General features: G+C 38.8%; 13 protein-coding genes. 5 read left to right on the top strand and 8 right to left on the bottom strand.

All coding sequences use genetic code 11. The annotated features are described in order from the left end of the window. Positions 1-23: 23 nt before the first annotated feature. The 8 genes from BEN71_RS06720 to BEN71_RS06685 form a co-directional block, all read right to left on the bottom strand. A complete protein-coding gene (locus tag BEN71_RS06720; RefSeq protein ID WP_068973978.1) occupies positions 24-590 on the bottom strand; it encodes a molybdenum cofactor biosynthesis protein MoaE in 567 nt (188 codons plus the stop codon). 4 nt (positions 591-594) lie between these two features. After that, positions 595-867, bottom strand: coding sequence for a MoaD/ThiS family protein (locus tag BEN71_RS06715; protein ID WP_068973977.1), 273 nt, complete (start codon positions 865-867; stop codon positions 595-597). Between the two features lies 1 nt (position 868). Next, the gene (moaA, locus tag BEN71_RS06710) at positions 869-1,927 is read right to left on the bottom strand and encodes a GTP 3',8-cyclase MoaA (RefSeq protein ID WP_068973976.1); all 1,059 of its coding nucleotides are present in this window, start codon (positions 1,925-1,927) and stop codon (positions 869-871) included. 142 nt (positions 1,928-2,069) lie between these two features. Further along, the gene (gene mobA, locus BEN71_RS06705) at positions 2,070-2,705 is read right to left on the bottom strand and encodes a molybdenum cofactor guanylyltransferase (RefSeq protein WP_068973975.1); all 636 of its coding nucleotides are present in this window, start codon (positions 2,703-2,705) and stop codon (positions 2,070-2,072) included. Next, positions 2,702-5,506: a nitrate reductase gene (locus BEN71_RS06700; RefSeq protein ID WP_068973974.1), complete on the bottom strand. Its 2,805-nt coding sequence runs from the start codon at positions 5,504-5,506 to the stop codon at positions 2,702-2,704. The genes mobA and BEN71_RS06700 overlap by 4 nt, the downstream gene beginning before the upstream one ends. Before the next feature lie 205 nt (positions 5,507-5,711). Further along, positions 5,712-7,322 (bottom strand): nitrite reductase small subunit NirD, encoded by a 1,611-nt coding sequence (gene nirD / locus BEN71_RS06695; protein WP_068973973.1) that lies wholly within the window; start codon positions 7,320-7,322, stop codon positions 5,712-5,714. Between the two features lie 105 nt (positions 7,323-7,427). Then, a complete protein-coding gene (gene nirB / locus BEN71_RS06690; RefSeq protein ID WP_068973972.1) occupies positions 7,428-9,974 on the bottom strand; it encodes a nitrite reductase large subunit NirB in 2,547 nt (848 codons plus the stop codon). Positions 9,975-10,009: 35 nt separating this feature from the next. Then, positions 10,010-11,392 carry an MFS transporter gene (locus BEN71_RS06685; protein WP_171404990.1) on the bottom strand — a complete coding sequence of 461 codons (1,383 nt, stop codon included), beginning with the start codon at positions 11,390-11,392 and terminating at the stop codon, positions 10,010-10,012. A gap of 438 nt (positions 11,393-11,830) precedes the next feature. Between BEN71_RS06685 and BEN71_RS06675 the strand changes: the two genes are divergently transcribed. The 5 genes from BEN71_RS06675 to BEN71_RS06655 all read left to right on the top strand — a co-directional run bounded on the left by BEN71_RS06675 (position 11,831) and on the right by BEN71_RS06655 (position 16,793). Beyond that, entirely contained in the window at positions 11,831-12,424 is a 594-nt protein-coding gene (locus BEN71_RS06675) for an ANTAR domain-containing response regulator (protein WP_068973969.1), read from the top strand. Continuing rightward, on the top strand, positions 12,421-13,425 hold the full coding sequence (locus tag BEN71_RS06670; protein ID WP_068973968.1) for an ABC transporter substrate-binding protein: 1,005 nt from the start codon (positions 12,421-12,423) through the stop codon (positions 13,423-13,425). The genes BEN71_RS06675 and BEN71_RS06670 overlap by 4 nt, the downstream gene beginning before the upstream one ends. 410 nt (positions 13,426-13,835) lie before the next feature. Beyond that, positions 13,836-15,044: a DUF1615 family protein gene (locus BEN71_RS06665; RefSeq protein WP_068973967.1), complete on the top strand. Its 1,209-nt coding sequence runs from the start codon at positions 13,836-13,838 to the stop codon at positions 15,042-15,044. Then, positions 15,011-15,658 (top strand): HAD-IB family hydrolase, encoded by a 648-nt coding sequence (locus tag BEN71_RS06660; protein ID WP_068973966.1) that lies wholly within the window; start codon positions 15,011-15,013, stop codon positions 15,656-15,658. Before BEN71_RS06665 ends, BEN71_RS06660 begins: the two co-directional genes overlap by 34 nt. Positions 15,659-15,815: 157 nt before the next feature. Further along, entirely contained in the window at positions 15,816-16,793 is a 978-nt protein-coding gene (locus BEN71_RS06655; RefSeq protein WP_068973965.1) for a hypothetical protein, read from the top strand. The last annotated feature ends 48 nt before the right edge of the window (positions 16,794-16,841 follow it).

Genomic DNA, 16,841 nt, shown 5'->3' with positions numbered 1-16,841 from the left:
TAAGAATAGAAAAGCATCTGAATTTACATCCATTCCTGCTCAGTAAAATCTATACTTTCAGCATCATCTGTATGTTGATGATCACATGTGCCATGATGATGAGAATGCGATGTCATCTGTTCTGAATCAGCATAATCTTTACGAATACAACATCCTGCAACATATTGACTTGTGCCATCCACATAAAATTCCTCTTTCCATACAGGTACTTCGTGTTTTACCCGTTCTACCGCTTCCTCACAGGCAGCAAAGGCTTCACGGCGATGCGCTGCATAGGCAATCGCAATAATGGCTTTTTCACCAATTTCTAATACCCCAACCCGATGAATTACCCGCACATAAGACACGCCGTATTTAAGCTGAATGTCTTGTTCAATTTGACGAATCATTTTTTCTGATACAGGTGCATAGGAGGTATATTTCAGTGCCTGAACGGCTTTGCCCTCATGATGATTGCGTACTGTTCCAATAAACATGCCAATGCCACCACATTCAGGAAAAACCTGAATTGCATCGAAGCTATCTTGACTTAAAGGTACATCCTGAATGCGTTTAAAATCTTTGGTGGGTGTTTTAACCTGTATATTCATCAACTTAACCTCCTGCCACAGGGGACAATAAAACTAAGGTTGTATCTGTATTCAATAGGCTTTGACGTGGAATAATGTCCTCGCCTACCGCACAAGCACAGCGTTCCAACAGCGCAGAAGATTCAGGATATGTCCGCACTACAACAGCAAGCACATCAATGATCATGACTTGAGATGAAAATTGCAGATGTAAATCTTGTGGCAGTTGTCGTTCGATTGCTCCAAAACACTGCACTTTAACTGTAATCGCTTTGCTACTACTGCATTGATCTGTCATCTTAACCTCCAATCATATACATACTAATTTTGCGAGATTCGATATTTTTCGCAGATATTTTAAATGTGGACTCTTCCTGCTGAATCGCATCAAAACCTTGTTTTTTATGCCAAATATATTCCAGCAAAGTGTGATGTAGCCTAATTCTTGCATCACTCTGCTGTGTATTTAATCCTTGAATTTGTGTTTTCAGATCAATGCCTTGCGGTGCAAATAAGCAGTTATAAAACTCTCCTTTTGCAGTTAAACGTAAACGATCACATGTCCCACAAAAAGAATTGGAAATTGTGGAAATAATCCCTATTGGATGACCATTAATTAAATATTGCCGAGCAGGTTCTGAAGATTTTCCCTGTTGGGTTGTGACCTCAAAATCTTGTTTCAATATATTTAAAATCTCTTGTTCAGTCACGACATGCGCTTTTGACCATTGCGCATCACCATCCAAGGGCATAAATTCGATAAAACGGACAACACAGTGATTTTGAATTGACCAATGTGCCAAAGGTAGAATTTGATCTTCATTCATGCCTTTAATCAGAACGGCATTGATTTTAATTGGTAATCCAACCTCTTGAGCCTGTTGAATGCCATCAAGTACAGCTTGTAGTTGCTTTTGGGTCAGTTTTAGAAATTGCTCTGCATCTAAACTGTCTAAACTGATATTTAAATCATCAAGTCCCGCTTGTTTTAATGCCGCAGCATATTGCGCTAAATAATGCGCATTGGTAGTCATCGAAACTTTTTTGAGTCCATTTTTTTTAAGCTGTTGTAACTCGGTAATAAAATGCACCACACCTTGGCGCATTAAAGGCTCGCCCCCTGTAATGCGGATATGTTTAATACCACGGTGCACCATAAAATCACAAAATTGATAGAGTTCTTCGAAACTGAGTAAATCCTGTTTTCTCATCCACTGTGGATGTTCAGGCATGCAATAAACACATTTAAAATTACAGCGGTCTGTCACTGAAATTCTCAGTTTGCGCTTTTGGCGACCAAATTGATCCTCAAAGGGACTTGTGCCATTTTGTATATTACGATGTGATATTGCGTTCATACACAGACTCTTTCGCACTGTTTAAGTTCAATTTTTAAAACTTAAAAACTGCATCATTTTATTGACAATAAAATTGCAAAAAGTGTTCCAACATTACGCAAAAGAGAGTTTTTACTGAAAATAAAATACTGATGGTTTAAATCTAAAGAGATTTCAAGAGTCGATATTGTTGTAATTCATCCAAAGAATTAATGCTGTGAAAAAACAGTGCGTGATTTTTAAAAGTTGCAACTTGAGCGTGCAAATCAGCAAAACACTGTTTTAAACTGCGCTGCTGTTGTGCAAGATGCATAGCGATGACTTGTACAGCACTGCGCTTTACCAAACAAAATGGATAGAGTGCTGTTCCATTGATTTCTACATACGCCACTTCTGCCAAAGCATTACGTGCTAAAGCCTGATGCAGTTTTTCAAGCACACGTTTGGGAATAAATGTCACATCACATGGGACAAATAACACATAATCACTTTGCACATGTGACCATGCACTTTTCATTCCCATCAAAGCACCATGAAAACCCTTTTCATCATCTTGATAACAATGAATATTGGGAATCAATTTTTGATAAATAGAATCATCCCGATGACTATTGACCCATACCTGAGTGACTTTACTTTTAAGCTGTTGATGAATTTTAATCAGTTGGATTTGATCATCAAATTTTTGCAATAATTTATTTAAGCCATTCATGCGCCGTGCCTGACCACCTGCCAAAATGACCAATTCCGTTGGTGGATAATCTTTTCCCATGCTGATATTTTTCAGAATTGTTTTCATTCAGTCGCCTCCGCTTGACACGCTTTAATCAAACCGCGAATTTCAGGTAAGCATGAGCCACAGTTGCCACCTGCTTTTAAACAGGCTGTGACTTGTTTTTCATTGGAAATATTATTTTCTTTAATGGTCTGAATAATGCGATTTTTGCCGACTTTAAAACAGCTACAGACCAAAGCACCTTCGTTATTGCCCATCGACATGGCTTGTCCTGCAAGTAAAGCCTTACGATGCATCGCACTCAGACGTTCACGTTTAAATAAGCTCGCCACCCAATCCCGATCAGGTAAAAGTGCTTTCGGTGCAATATATAAACTTGCCACCAATTGTCCATTTTGCAACACCACCGTGTGGCTAATATGTGCGGTTTGATCTTCAAGATTGAGCCATTCAAAACTCTCATCATCTAAAGGCAATAATTCTTTTAAACGTTCCGTGGTTTGACTAAAACGGTGACGATCTGCGAGTTCATAACGCACCGCTTTTGCCGTCTGAATCTTTGTCCACCACACGACATTTTCAATACTGTTTTTAACTAAATGAGCAAAATTATCTCTGACATAAAATACGCCTTGCCACTGCGTATAAAATGGATGAATGATCACAGGCGTATGTTTAAATTCAGGTTCTCCTGAAATGGTATCTACTACAGGATTCACCACTTTACCAATCCGTGCATCTGATGCGAATTGATCATTCCAATGAATCGGTGCAAAAACCTGCCCACGGCGAATATGATCACTTACAGTTGCACGCAATACACAGTTACCCCATGCGGATTGAATCTCCACCAACTCCCCATCTTGAACCCCGAACTTTAAGGCATCTTGAGGATGAATTTCACAAAAAGGCTCGGCTTTATGCGTACTTAAATTGGCAGATAAACCTGTACGTGTCATCGTGTGCCATTGATCCCGAATCCGCCCTGTATTTAAAATCAGCGGATATTCACGATTTGTTTGATGCACAGGATCAATTGCTACAGTGGCAATAAATTTGGCTTTAGCATCGGCATGGCTAAACTGACCATTGGAAAATAATTGTGCATAATCATCATTCGATTGATCAGGTCGAACTATGGGCCATTGAACAGGTTTAAGTTGGTTGTACTCATCAACGGAAAGATCTGTCAGTCCTTGTAAATTAAAATAACGGAAATGATCGATCTCTGAACGCTTTGAAATTTCAGCATTTTGATAAGCTGATAATTGAGCATGCTCTTTGAAAATGTCATGACTATTTTCAAAATCAAAACCCTCAAATCCTAATTTTTTTGCCACTTGTGATACTGCCCACCAATCGGCTTTGGCTTGCATCGGGACATCTAAAAAGGCTTTTTGACGGGAAATACGGCGTTCTGAATTAGTGACTGTACCGTCTTTTTCCCCCCAACCGAGCGCAGGCAACAGTACATCTGCATATTGAGTCGTATCTGTATCTTGGCAAATATCAGACACCACCACAAATTCACATTTTTCCAAAGCACGCTTGACTTGATCTGCATCAGGTAGACTCACCACAGGATTGGTCGCCATAATCCAAATGGCTTTAATTTTACCGCTTTCAACAGCTTCAAATAGATCGACCGCTTTTAACCCCGCTTGCTTGGCAATATAAGGACTCTGCCAAAATTCTTGTACTAATTGTTGATGCGCAGGATTTTCAAGTTCCAAGTGAGCCGCTAACATATTCGCCAAGCCACCGACTTCACGACCTCCCATCGCATTGGGCTGTCCTGTCATGGAAAAAGGTGCTGCGCCTAATTTACCAATTTTCCCTGTTAATAAATGACAATTAATAATGCTATTGGCTTTATCTACCCCACGTGAGGACTGATTGACCCCCATAGAAAATAAGGTCATCACCTTTTCAGTTTGGGCAAATTTTTCAAAGAATAATTGTAATTTTTCAAGTGAAATCCCTGTTTTAACAGCAACATCTTCAATATTTTTTTCAGCTAAACTACTGTCTAAAGCAGCATTTAAACCTTGTGTATGATTTGCAATAAATTCATGATCTTCATAACCATTTTCTACAAGATATTGCAATAAACCATTAAAAAGCGCCACATCTTGACCAATTAAAATCGGTAAATGTAAATCAGCAGCTTCACAAGTCGCAGTAAAACGTGGATCAATCACCACAACGAATAAATCTCGCTCTTCTTTGGCTTTCATAATTCGTTGATATAGAACAGGATGACACCACGCTGTATTTGAACCTACAAGCACCACCATATCGGTATGTTCAAAATCTCGATAACTTGCAGGAACGAGGTCTTCCCCAAATGCACGTTTATGTGCTGCTACAGCAGAGGACATACAGAGCCGTGAATTGGTATCTATATTGGCTGTACCGAGATAGCCTTTGACAAATTTATTCACCACATAATAGTCTTCCGTCAGCAACTGTCCTGACACATAGAAAGCAATACTGTCACGTCCATATTGATCAATATAATGTTGAAATTTATTGGCAATTAAATCTGTAGCTGTATCCCAGTCTGCTGTTTGACGCGTATAGGCATAGGTATGTTCTGACTCGACTTTACGTCCAAACATTGGATGTAACACACGAGTTTCTAAACCTACTGTATCGGCGAGATTACTGCCTTTAATACACAGTTTTCCGTAATTCGATGGATGCTTTTGATCCCCAACCACTGACACTTTTTGTCCTAGAGCAGTTTCCTGCACTGTTGCGGTGACACCACATCCCACACCACAATAAGGACAAGTTGTATCTGTTGTTTTGATTATATTTTCTGTGGAGCTATGCAGTTCCATTACAGGGATACTCTTCATTTTCTGCGATGCTCCTAAATTAGGTATCTTTGGTTCAGTCCACTGCGATCAATGCAAAAATAATTTTTTGTACATAAGCTTTAATCCTCCCCATCCCTCCTTTAATAAAGGAGGGAGTAATTGCATCACTACAAAAAAGTAGATACACGATACTCCTCCCTTTTCTAAATGGAGGTTGGGAGGGATTTAGCTAATAAGTAATGAATCACCCTGCTTTCTTTAAAGCAAAATCTTTACCAAAGAGCAATTTATTACGAATCGAAGAAATTGGCGTTTGATCAGAAATCAGTTCTGCATACCATGCACCGTCTTCAGTATCACCAAACAACACCGCACCGATGACTTTATCTTTTTGAATAATAATACGTTTATAAATCTGACGTTTTTCATCATTTAGAATAATGTCTTCAAAATCATCTTTAGGTTCAAAGTTACCCGCAGAGAATACATCACAACCACTGACTTTTAACTGCGTTGGCACAGTTGGAGCTTTAAAGGTTAAACTGCCATGCTCTGCCAAGTGTGATGCACAAATAAACGCCTGTCCCCACAGTGGCTCAACCAAACCAAAGGTTTGATTACGATGCTCAATACATTCCCCAACCGCATAAATGCTTGGGTCATAAGTTTGCATGGTGTCATTGACCATGACACCACGGTTACAACGTAGTCCTGCACTTTGCGCCAAAGCCATGTTCGGACGAATACCCACCGCAAAAACCACTAAATCAGCTTCTAATACTGTGCCATCTTTTAAACAGACTTGTTTGACGTGCCCATTTTCACCCAATAAAGCTTCAGTATTGGCTTCGGTAATAATCTGAATGCCTTTTGCTTCAATGCTATGACGCAACATTTGGCTTGCTTTAGCATCTAATTGACGCTCCATAATGCGATCCATCAAATGTAATACAGTGACATTCATACCACGTTGTTTTAGTCCGTATGCAGCTTCTAGCCCCAATAATCCACCACCAATGACGACGGCATTTTTTTTGTCTTTGCAGTAGTCGAGCATGGTATTGACATCATAAATATCACGGAAGCTGATCACCCCTTTTAAATTTGCACCTGAAATCGGTGGGACAAAAGGTTTAGAACCTGTCGCTAAAATCAGGCGATCATAATCCACCATTAAGCCTTTTTCGGTATAGACCTGTTTACGTGGACGGTCGATTTTGACCGCAGGATCGCCTGCTATGAAGCGAATATTTTTATCACTGTACCACGCATGTGGATGTAACATAATGTCATCAATGGTTTTATCTCCCGATAACACTGGCGATAACATAATACGATTGTAGTTCCCCCATGGTTCTTCACCGATCACGGTCACTTCATAGCGATCAGGTGCCATATCGAGCAGATCTTCTAGACAACGCATCCCTGCCAAACCATTCCCAATCAGCACCAGCTTCATTTTCTCTTGAGAAGAAGCATTATTGGTAATATAGGTTTTTTGTGGTATCGGGCTGATCATGACACGATCATTTTCAATTTTGCTTGGAAAAACCAAGAGTTTTTGATCTTTATCTTCCAAACAACGTCCTGTCGCCAAGCTAAAATGCTGTTTGTAAATCGGTGACGCCACCACCCGCTCGCCTTGTAGATCGCCAATAATGCCTCGAGCCATGACAAAAGCTTTACTGAACGGGTCTTGATTACTTAGGGCATAGACACGTTTTTCATTTGCAACACGAAAAATGGCAATTTGCTGTTCGCCAATCAAAGCACCTACACCTGTATTCGCAGTGATATCATCTAAAGCGCAAATATCTATCCAATCTAATTCATTCATATCTTTTAAAATCGTCATTTTATTATCCTTTTAAACTTTTATTTAAGCTCTATATCCTTTCCCCGTCTGGGGGAAATTAGAAAGAGGGCTTTAAAACTAAATAAAAGTTTTTACTTTTATAAATTAAGCTTCAACCACAGGAATACGAGTTACATCACGTTCTGCATCAGTTTTTGGACGAATTTGTCCACGCACTTCTGCAAATTGGATGTGTGGATCTTGCTGTTGTTCTGCTTTGGCATTGACGAAGGTCACAAAGCGTTTACGCACTTCAGGGTCTTCAATTGCAGTACGCCATTCATCTTGATAAGTGCCGACGACATGGCTCATACGGCGTTCGAGTTCATCCGCTAAACCTAAAGAATCGTGAATAACAACATCTTTGAGGTAATCTAAACCACCTTCCATATTGTCACGCCATACCGAAGTCCGTTGTAAACGATCCGCCGTTTGGATATAGAACATAAAGAAACGGTCGATATATTTGATTAAGGTTTGCGTATCCAAATCAGAGGCTAAAAGTTCCGCATGGCGTGGTTTCATCCCACCATTACCGCACACGTATAAGTTCCAACCTTTTTCAGTTGCAATCACACCCACATCTTTACTTTGCGCTTCGGCACATTCACGGGTACAGCCTGAAACTGCCATTTTTAATTTATGCGGAGAACGTAGACCTTTATAACGATTTTCTAGGAAAATGGCTAAACCCACAGAATCATCTACCCCATAACGACACCACGTACTACCCACACAGGATTTCACGGTACGTAAAGATTTACCGTAGGCATGACCCGATTCAAAACCTGCATCAATCAGTTTTTGCCAAATTTCAGGTAGTTGATGCACTTGCGCACCAAACATATCGACCCGTTGTCCACCTGTGAGTTTGGTATATAAACCATATTCTTTGGCAATCTGACCGATCGCAATTAAGCCATCGGGAGTGACTTCACCGCCTGCCATACGTGGCACAACAGAATAAGAACCATCTTTTTGGATATTGCCTAGATAATAGTCATTACTGTCTTGCAAACCTGCATGGCTCGATTTAAGGACAAAATCATTCCAACAAGAGGCGAGAATATTGGCTGCCGTTGGTTTACAAATATCACAACCCAAACCATGCCCATGTTGTTGAATCAAATCATCAAAAGTATTGATTTCATTGACCCGTACCAAGTGATATAGCTCTTGACGTGAGTAAGCAAAATGCTCACAGAGATGATTATTGACGGTCACACCTTGACGTTGTAACTCAGATTTTAGAACTTGAGTGACCAATGGCGCACAACCACCACAAGCCGTTGCTGCTTTGGTACATTTTTTTAGTGCACCTAAAGAAGTCGAACCATCCGCAATCGCACTACAAATATCCGCTTTAGAGACATTATTACATGAACAGATGGTTGCACTATCAGGCAGTAGATCAACACCACTACCGCCTGATTTTGCTGAAGATTGTGCATAACCCGGCATGATTAAACTTTCAGGATTTTCAGGCAATGCCAATCCGTTCAGCATCATTTGCAACAAGTCATTATATTCTTTGGCGCAACCCACTAAAACTGCACCAAGCAGTTTGGTTTTTTCAGCATTCACCACGATTTTTTTATAGGTCATGGATTCTTCATCAGCATAAAAATAGCTAAGTGAATTTGGTGTCATCGCATGTGCATCACCCACAGAGGCTACATCTACCCCCATCAGTTTTAACTTGGTACTCATGTCTGCACCTGCAAACTCAGTACAGCTTTGCGCCATGACATGTTTTGCAGCAATACGCGCCATGTCATAACCAGGTGCAACTAAACCGTAAATTTTATTTTGCCACAGCGCACATTCACCGATTGCATAAATATCAGCATCAGAGGTTTGACAATAATCATTAATGACAATACCGCCGCGCTCACCAATGGCTAAACCACTGATCCGTGCCAATTCATCACGTGGACGAATTCCTGCGGAAAATAAAACAATATCCGTTTCAAGTTCAGAACCATCGCCAAATTTCATCACATGCATGGCATTTACACCATTTTCAATAGATGATGTGGCTTTTTGGGTATGAACTTTCACCCCTAAATTTTCGATCTTAGAACGTAAAACTTTACCGCCCAAATCATCAATTTGCACCGCCATTAAACGTGGTGCAAACTCGACAACATGCGTCTCTAGGTCTAAATCACGTAAGGCTTTGGCAGCTTCTAAGCCAAGTAAACCTCCGCCAATCACCACACCTGATTTTGCATTTAAACTTGCAGCACGAATTGCATCTAAATCGTCTATAGTACGGTAAACAAAACAATTTTCACGATCATTGCCTTGAATAGGTGGAACAAATGCATAAGAACCTGTGGCAAGAACAAGTTTGTCATAGCTAATTACATCACCATGATTGGTGGTCACGGTTTTATTAGCGGTATCAATCGCCGTAGCTTTGGTGCTTAGACGTAAATCAATGCCATAAGCATCCGCAAAATCTGAACGGCAAAGGGTTAAATCTTTTGCTGATTTACCTGTGAAATACTCAGTTAAATGTACACGGTCATACGCCAAACGTGGCTCTTCTGCCAAAATGGTAATTTCTACGTCATCACTTGCATGTTCCAACACAGATTCAATGAATTTGTGACCCACCATGCCATGACCAATCATCACTAATTTCATCTCAATTCTCCTCAATTTTTATCGTTATTTATCTATTAAGCTGCACTATTTTGTTTCATGGTTGCGGAAGCTTGTTCCATCCGACTACGCTCCAATAGCGCTTCTTCAAACAATTTTTGTTCTTTTTCTTTATGTTCCACTGAGAAGCGAATCATCAGCACACAACTTGCAGCGATTACCACTAAACCACCGAGTACCATCAAGGTCGTTTGAATGTCTAACATCCCTTTGAGTAGGAAACCTGCTGCCACTGCACCAACATTTCCTCCTGCACCAATAATGCCTGCTACACCACCCAAAGCATCACGGTCAATAAATGGAACGAGCGCATAAGTCGCACCACATGCCATATGCGTAAAGAGTGCGAATACTGTCATGGCAAGAATCGCAAGGATTGCTGTATTCATTTGTGAGAATACAATCAGGAATAAACCTTCCATCAAGATCATTGCGAATAACACTTTGGTGCGACCATCTAAACCTTTTTGAGTCGCAACTTTGTCAGAAACAATGCCACCCAAAGCTCGAGCAAACAGTGCCAATAAACCGAAAATGCCTGCTGCCATCCCTGCTTCTTTTAAGCCAAAGTGGAAATGATCTACGTAATACATTGCGACAATGTTATGAATAAAGATTTCGATGCCAAAACAAGCTGCATACGCACCAAATAAAATCCAAACACGGTAATTTTTTGCTGCATGTTTGAGAATGGCAATCCCACCTTTTTTATCGCTTCCCACTTGGATGCCTTGCGTACGTAGTTCTTTAAAATCACCTTGTGGACAGTCTTGGGTAAATTTCCAATACATCGCTCCAACAATCAGCATCAATACACCGGGAACGATCAGTGCAATTCTCCAACCCATCGTTTGCTCTACACCGAACATCACCAATGCACTGAGCATCAAAGGCATTAACGCTTGTGTAGCACCACCACCCGCATTGCCCCAACCTGCTGTGGTGGCATTGGCAGTCCCGACTACATTTGGTGCAAACATAATGCTTGTATGGTATTGCGTGATGACAAAGCTTGCGCCAATCGCACCGATCAATAAGCGAAAGAACAAAAAGGATTCATAGCTATTTGCTGAAGCCACACCAAAAACAGGGATACTGCCGATGATCAGTAATGCGGTATAGGTTTTACGTGGGCCGTATTTATCACAGAGTGGGCCAACAATCAGACGTACAAGAATCGTGATCGCAACGGCAGCAATATTAATATTGGCGATTTGATCTTTCGTAAGGTGAAATTCACCTGCGATTACAGGCATCAGAGGTGCACAGGCAAACCATGCAAAGAAACAGACAAAAAATGCGAGCCAACTCATGTGGAAAGCACGCATGGCTGCACTGCTGAAATTAAAAAGACTGATTTTTGTGGCTTTTTTCGTATCTAAATTTGAAGACATCGCCATCTCCTACCTGAACTGAACGTATTGGGTTTTCCAAAAAGCAAATAAAATAAATAATGCTTTTCAGATCGATCAGAGCGGACGTCGTTGGCCGTCTTACAAATTTTAAGAGTCATCGTTGACTCATAGGAGATATAGCAATGACTATGCCAATATTCAAAATTAACCACAAACCATTGTTTTTACTTACTGAACAATAAGAAAATAAATTAGTAAAAATAAAATACACATAAATTGATGAAGTAAAGTCATTACAAATAATCTCGCCCACGCTGGTAATGCAATGAATTTGCGCATTTTGCATCATTCAAGTGCATAAGCATCTGGATGAACGAACAAATTGTTTGAGAAACCTTTACTTGATTTGCCATATCATTCATTTTTGCAATGGCATAATAATTGCTATGGCTTGTATTACCCTCAGGCTTTTCCTGATTCATCATGCCAAAACTTAAAATAGCCTTGATTGATGATGATTCTGAACGCGCAGAATTCATCAAAAAAACATTGATCGAACATCAGTTTGATGTGGTTGCCTGTCTGATCACGGACCAACTAAATATTTTTTATTTACAACAAATACAAGCAGATGTGATTTTATTGGACATGGATCACCCGCAACGGGATGTCATCGAAAGTTGTGTCAGTCAGTTTGATTTACCGACCGTTCTTTTTACCAAAAACAGTCATCAAGACACCATTAAAAATGCCATAGATGCAGGGGTCACGGCGTATATAGTCGATGGGATTGATCCAAACAAACTCGATAGTATTTTGCAGATTTCCATTCAACAATATAAAAAGCATAAAAAGCTTGAAGCTGATTTAAAAGATACCAAAACCAAACTCGCTGACCGTAAAGACATTGAAAAAGCAAAAGTTTTACTCATGAAATTACATCAGCTTAATGAAGAACAATCCTTTCAGTTGCTACGAAAAAATGCCATGAGCCATCGTATGACCATTGGTGAAATGGCACGCAGACTTATTGATGCGCAAGCACTGCTACAAGGTCAAATAAAGGATGCAGAATGAATCATTTAGAAAAAACAGATATTCAGTTGGGCTATGTCCCACTTTTGGACTGTATTGCACTGTTATGGGCACAGCATCAGGGTTATTTTGCTGAACAGGGCTTAAATGTGATTTTGGTCAAGGAAGCCTCTTGGGCAAGTTTGCGTGATCGTTTGGCTTTTGGTTTTTTGGATGCAGCGCATTGTTTATCGGCAATGCTGCCAGCAGCCATGATGGGTTCAGATCACATTGGCATTCCCTTGCAAACGCCGTTGGTATTAAGTGTCAATCGTGCATTTATCAGTATCAGTCAAAAATTATGCTTTGATTTAAATATTTCAACACAAGATAGCCCAAAACAATCTGCTGAAAAAATTGCACAGGCAATACAACAACAGCAAACTATTCATCTTGCACATGTTTTTAAACATTCAATTCATCATTATTGTTTAAGAGAATGGTTGGCTTTGGCAGATCAACACATTGCACAGTCAGCAAAATTACTGACTTTTCCACCGCCTTATATGGTTGAAAGCATTGCCAAACATACGATTGATGGTTTTTGTGTTGGAGAGCCTTGGAATATTCAGGCTGAAATTCAAGGTTACAGTCATGTCATTGCTGAAAGTAAAGCGATTATTCCAGAAGTTGCTGATAAAGTTTTAGCGGTCACACAAGATTGGGCAATACAATATCCTGCAACGCTCAATGCACTTTGCACAGCGATCATGAGGGCACAACAGGATTTGCAACAGATGTCTACAATTGATTCTGCGATTAATATTAATGAAGTGTGGAAAATACTCGTTGACTATAACATTATTCGTTTTGATTGTTCTGAGTCAGTTCATGTGCCTGAATTTCATAAAATTCAACATATTATTCAGCATTTTGTACCGCAGGAGGTTACACCCAAAGCCTCAGATTTTGAATGGATGATAGGACAAATGCAGAAATGGGAGCATGTAAATCTTGATCATCAAAACATTGCTGAGATTGCACAACGATGTATTGTAAAATAAAGTAGATGCTTTAATTTCTCATTAATCTGATACTAGGATTGCAAAAGAAGATACCATACAAATTAGATATGTTTGCTCCCTCAGCCCCAAGGTTTTAATCCGTATACGTAGCTAATTCAGTCTTTAAGAAATTAATCAATTGTTGTACGTTCAATTTAAATTACCTGTCTAGGTAAAGGATCTATGATTATTATCAGCAAAGACTCTTATGGAGCCTACAAAAAAACATAAGATATTGATATAAATATATAATTATCTTATATCGAACCCACCTGCCATCGGTGCGACAATTAAATTATTTGACAGTTGATACTGACCGATATACATATATATTCATACATTTTAAGTTAGTCATAGTATACTGCATCAGCTCACTGAGCTCATCCATTTCTAGGTGTGTTTTCATCAGTATGAAAAAAATTGGTCAACAAAAAAACCTTCTCCGTTCACTCTGTTTAGTGTCACTTGCTATAGGTTTAACTGCTTGTGGTAATGGTTCTTGGTGGTCACATGATGATGAACCGACTTTAGAAAGTGATCAAATTCGTAAGCTTATCCCTAGTCGTGTCAATGATCGTAAATCATGGGCACAAGATATTTTTGATATATCTGAAGAATTAAAAATTCCAAAAACTAAAGAAAATATTTGTTCAATTATCGCGGTAGTAGATCAGGAATCTAACTTTATTGCCAATCCCAATGTCCCAGGATTAGGGGCGAAAGCAGTAAAAGAAGTAAGCTCACGTCTGCAAGAAAAATTTGAAGCGAAATTAGGAACAACCATCGGTGGTCCAATTGCAGGTTATTTTCAGGATGTGTTAAAAAACCAACCCACACCTGAAGACAACTACTTAAAGCAAATGAGTCGAGTAAAAAATGAGAAAGAGCTTGACGTTCTTTATCGTGAAATATTTGACTATATGACTAAACATTATCATATCAGTGCATTAACTGGTGCTGCCAAATTTGTTGGTCAAGATTTTGCTGAAAAATTAAACCCGATTACCACTTTAGGTTCGATGCAAGTACACATCAATTACGCCAAAGATCATAAGCGTACTAGTATGAGTACCAATGAATTACGTGATGACTTATATACTGAGTTTGGTGGACTTTACTATGGTATCCATCGTTTGATGATGTATCCAGCAAAGTATGATAAGCCAATTTATCGTTTTGCTGATTATAATTCAGGGATGTACTCAAGTCGTAATGCTGCTTTCCAGAAAATGATCGAGAAAGTATCTGATATCGATTTAGATCTTGATGGTGACCTCTTATCTTATGATAAAAATGGTGACCCACGCCCTGCGATGACCACAACTGAAAAGGCGCTCACTACTTTATTTTCAAAAAATAATGTATTGGTCACACCTCGTCAGCTACGCAATGATTTAAAACAAGAAAAAGAAGACAGTTTCGAAAAAACACAAACATATATCGCGGTGTCTAAGCTCTATCAATCCAAAACAGGTAAAGAGCCAATCTATGCTATTATGCCTGAAGTGGTGATTTCTGGCCCTAAATTAAGTCGCGATTATAATACAAACTGGTATGCAAGCCGCGTAAACGGACGATATGAAACATGCATGCAACGAGCAAAACGTATAAAAACCTAGCCTTATTTGATTTTGATGGTACCTTGTGTAAAAAAGACAGTTTCACAGGGTTCATCTTTTACGCTTTGTCAAAACGCCATATCGTTAAACAGGGTATTAAAATACTGCCGTGGATTCAGGCGTATTATTTAAATATCTACCCTGCTCATGCGATGCGAATTAAATTATTTAAATCCATGTTTAAAAATGCAAATGCCGCTGAAATTTTAGATCTTGTAGAAGATTATTGCTCTCGCTTAATCGAACAACTCGATCAATCACTATATCAACGACTGATCGACCATCAGAATCAAGGTGATGATGTCGTTTTGGTTTCAGCTTCAGTCGATATTTATCTTGAAGTGATGTGTCAAATTTTAAAAATCGACCTGATTTGTACTGAAACAGAAATCATTAATGGTATTTTTACAGGTGACTATTCCACGCCAGACTGTAGCTCTGAACAAAAACGCATCCGTATTTTAGAAAAATATGAGCTTGATCAATATGAAAATATTTATGCTTATGGTAATAGCATAGAAGACAATGAAATGCTGAGCCTAGCTGATTTTAAATATATGGTAGGAGAAGATCAGAATTTACCAAGATTAAATAGTGCTCGAAAATTAGCTTAATTATAATTTTTTCAATTACATAAACTAATATCTTAAATAAACATTTAATACCCGAAACAAATCTCCGCTTAATTTTTAATTCAAGCTGGGGATTAACTCGATTGAAATAAAATAGTTTGCTATAAATAAAAATATAATTCTATTTCAAATACTAAAAATGAATCATTCCAAAAATAATCTACTCAAAGCCTTACATACTGTCCTATCAAAAAATGTATTGGGTGAAAAGCAATATATCAGCCGTTTTAAAGGTTTTGTCGGTGAACTCAATTTCCATGAATGGGTAAGTCAAAATCGAGATATTTCAAACTTTTTCACAGGTGGTTATTTCATTCCCAAACTACCCAAAACACGTTCGATAATCAATCCGATCTATTTTACAGTGAGTTCGGATCATCCTGATCGCTACATAAAAATCTATGATTCACTCTCAAAATTACCCTGTGAACATTTATATTTTATACAGTGGGATAAAAATATCCCTTTTGATCAATGGCATATTTCAGAACAAATTCTTTTCAATGAAAGCCTGAAAACACCTAAAATAAACGTATTTCAATACGATCCCACGACACATCATTTCCATAAAACAAGCTTAGAAACTTTTTTAAATCATTTCCCGAGCAGAGTAAATACAATTCAACCTCAACAAATTTCACAATCAATTGTGAATCTCTGGCAAGAAAAATTAGTAAGTTTTGAATTTGAATATTTACTAGATCTATATGTTCAGCGACTCATTTTTGATGGCTACATTGGCTATTCAAGAGTGCATGGCATCCCAAGTGATATTGATGCAATTGCCTATAAACCTGATACACAAAGCTATACGCTCATCGAAGTTAAGGAAAAAGATTTAAGTAAAATGCACCCTCAAGGCTTTGGTATGGATATAAGCCGAATTAAGGACTTAACAGATCTCAGCACAGCTACAGGTTTAGCCGTAAGCTATGTTGTAAAAAGAATCGACAATCAAAAAGATCGAAATTTTCTAGAATGGAAAATTATTAGTCTTCAAAATTTTATCAATCATTTACAAGATAGGACAATCCAAGGAGGATCAGGAATGGGATTTGAAAATGGGCACTACCCTACGCAGATATGCCCATATCAATATTTCAAAGATTTAAAATAATAAAAATGCTTTCTATCATTTTATTATTTAAAACAAATCATTATGCCA

This window comes from Acinetobacter wuhouensis, assembly GCF_001696605.3.
Taxonomy (GTDB): domain Bacteria; phylum Pseudomonadota; class Gammaproteobacteria; order Pseudomonadales; family Moraxellaceae; genus Acinetobacter; species Acinetobacter wuhouensis.
Note: the sequence above shows the minus strand (reverse complement) of the source record. Positions and strands in the feature narration are given on the sequence as shown.

Coding starts and splice junctions, on each gene's coding strand:
- BEN71_RS06720 (WP_068973978.1), bottom strand. CDS start 590: ATGAATATACAGGTTAAAACACCCACCAAAGATTTTAAACGCATTCAG.
- BEN71_RS06715 (WP_068973977.1), bottom strand. CDS start 867: ATGACAGATCAATGCAGTAGTAGCAAAGCGATTACAGTTAAAGTGCAG.
- moaA (WP_068973976.1), bottom strand. CDS start 1,927: ATGAACGCAATATCACATCGTAATATACAAAATGGCACAAGTCCCTTT.
- mobA (WP_068973975.1), bottom strand. CDS start 2,705: ATGAAAACAATTCTGAAAAATATCAGCATGGGAAAAGATTATCCACCA.
- BEN71_RS06700 (WP_068973974.1), bottom strand. CDS start 5,506: ATGAAGAGTATCCCTGTAATGGAACTGCATAGCTCCACAGAAAATATA.
- nirD (WP_068973973.1), bottom strand. CDS start 7,322: ATGACGATTTTAAAAGATATGAATGAATTAGATTGGATAGATATTTGC.
- nirB (WP_068973972.1), bottom strand. CDS start 9,974: ATGAAATTAGTGATGATTGGTCATGGCATGGTGGGTCACAAATTCATT.
- BEN71_RS06685 (WP_171404990.1), bottom strand. CDS start 11,392: ATGGCGATGTCTTCAAATTTAGATACGAAAAAAGCCACAAAAATCAGT.
- BEN71_RS06675 (WP_068973969.1), top strand. CDS start 11,831: ATGCCAAAACTTAAAATAGCCTTGATTGATGATGATTCTGAACGCGCA.
- BEN71_RS06670 (WP_068973968.1), top strand. CDS start 12,421: ATGAATCATTTAGAAAAAACAGATATTCAGTTGGGCTATGTCCCACTT.
- BEN71_RS06665 (WP_068973967.1), top strand. CDS start 13,836: ATGAAAAAAATTGGTCAACAAAAAAACCTTCTCCGTTCACTCTGTTTA.
- BEN71_RS06660 (WP_068973966.1), top strand. CDS start 15,011: ATGCATGCAACGAGCAAAACGTATAAAAACCTAGCCTTATTTGATTTT.
- BEN71_RS06655 (WP_068973965.1), top strand. CDS start 15,816: ATGAATCATTCCAAAAATAATCTACTCAAAGCCTTACATACTGTCCTA.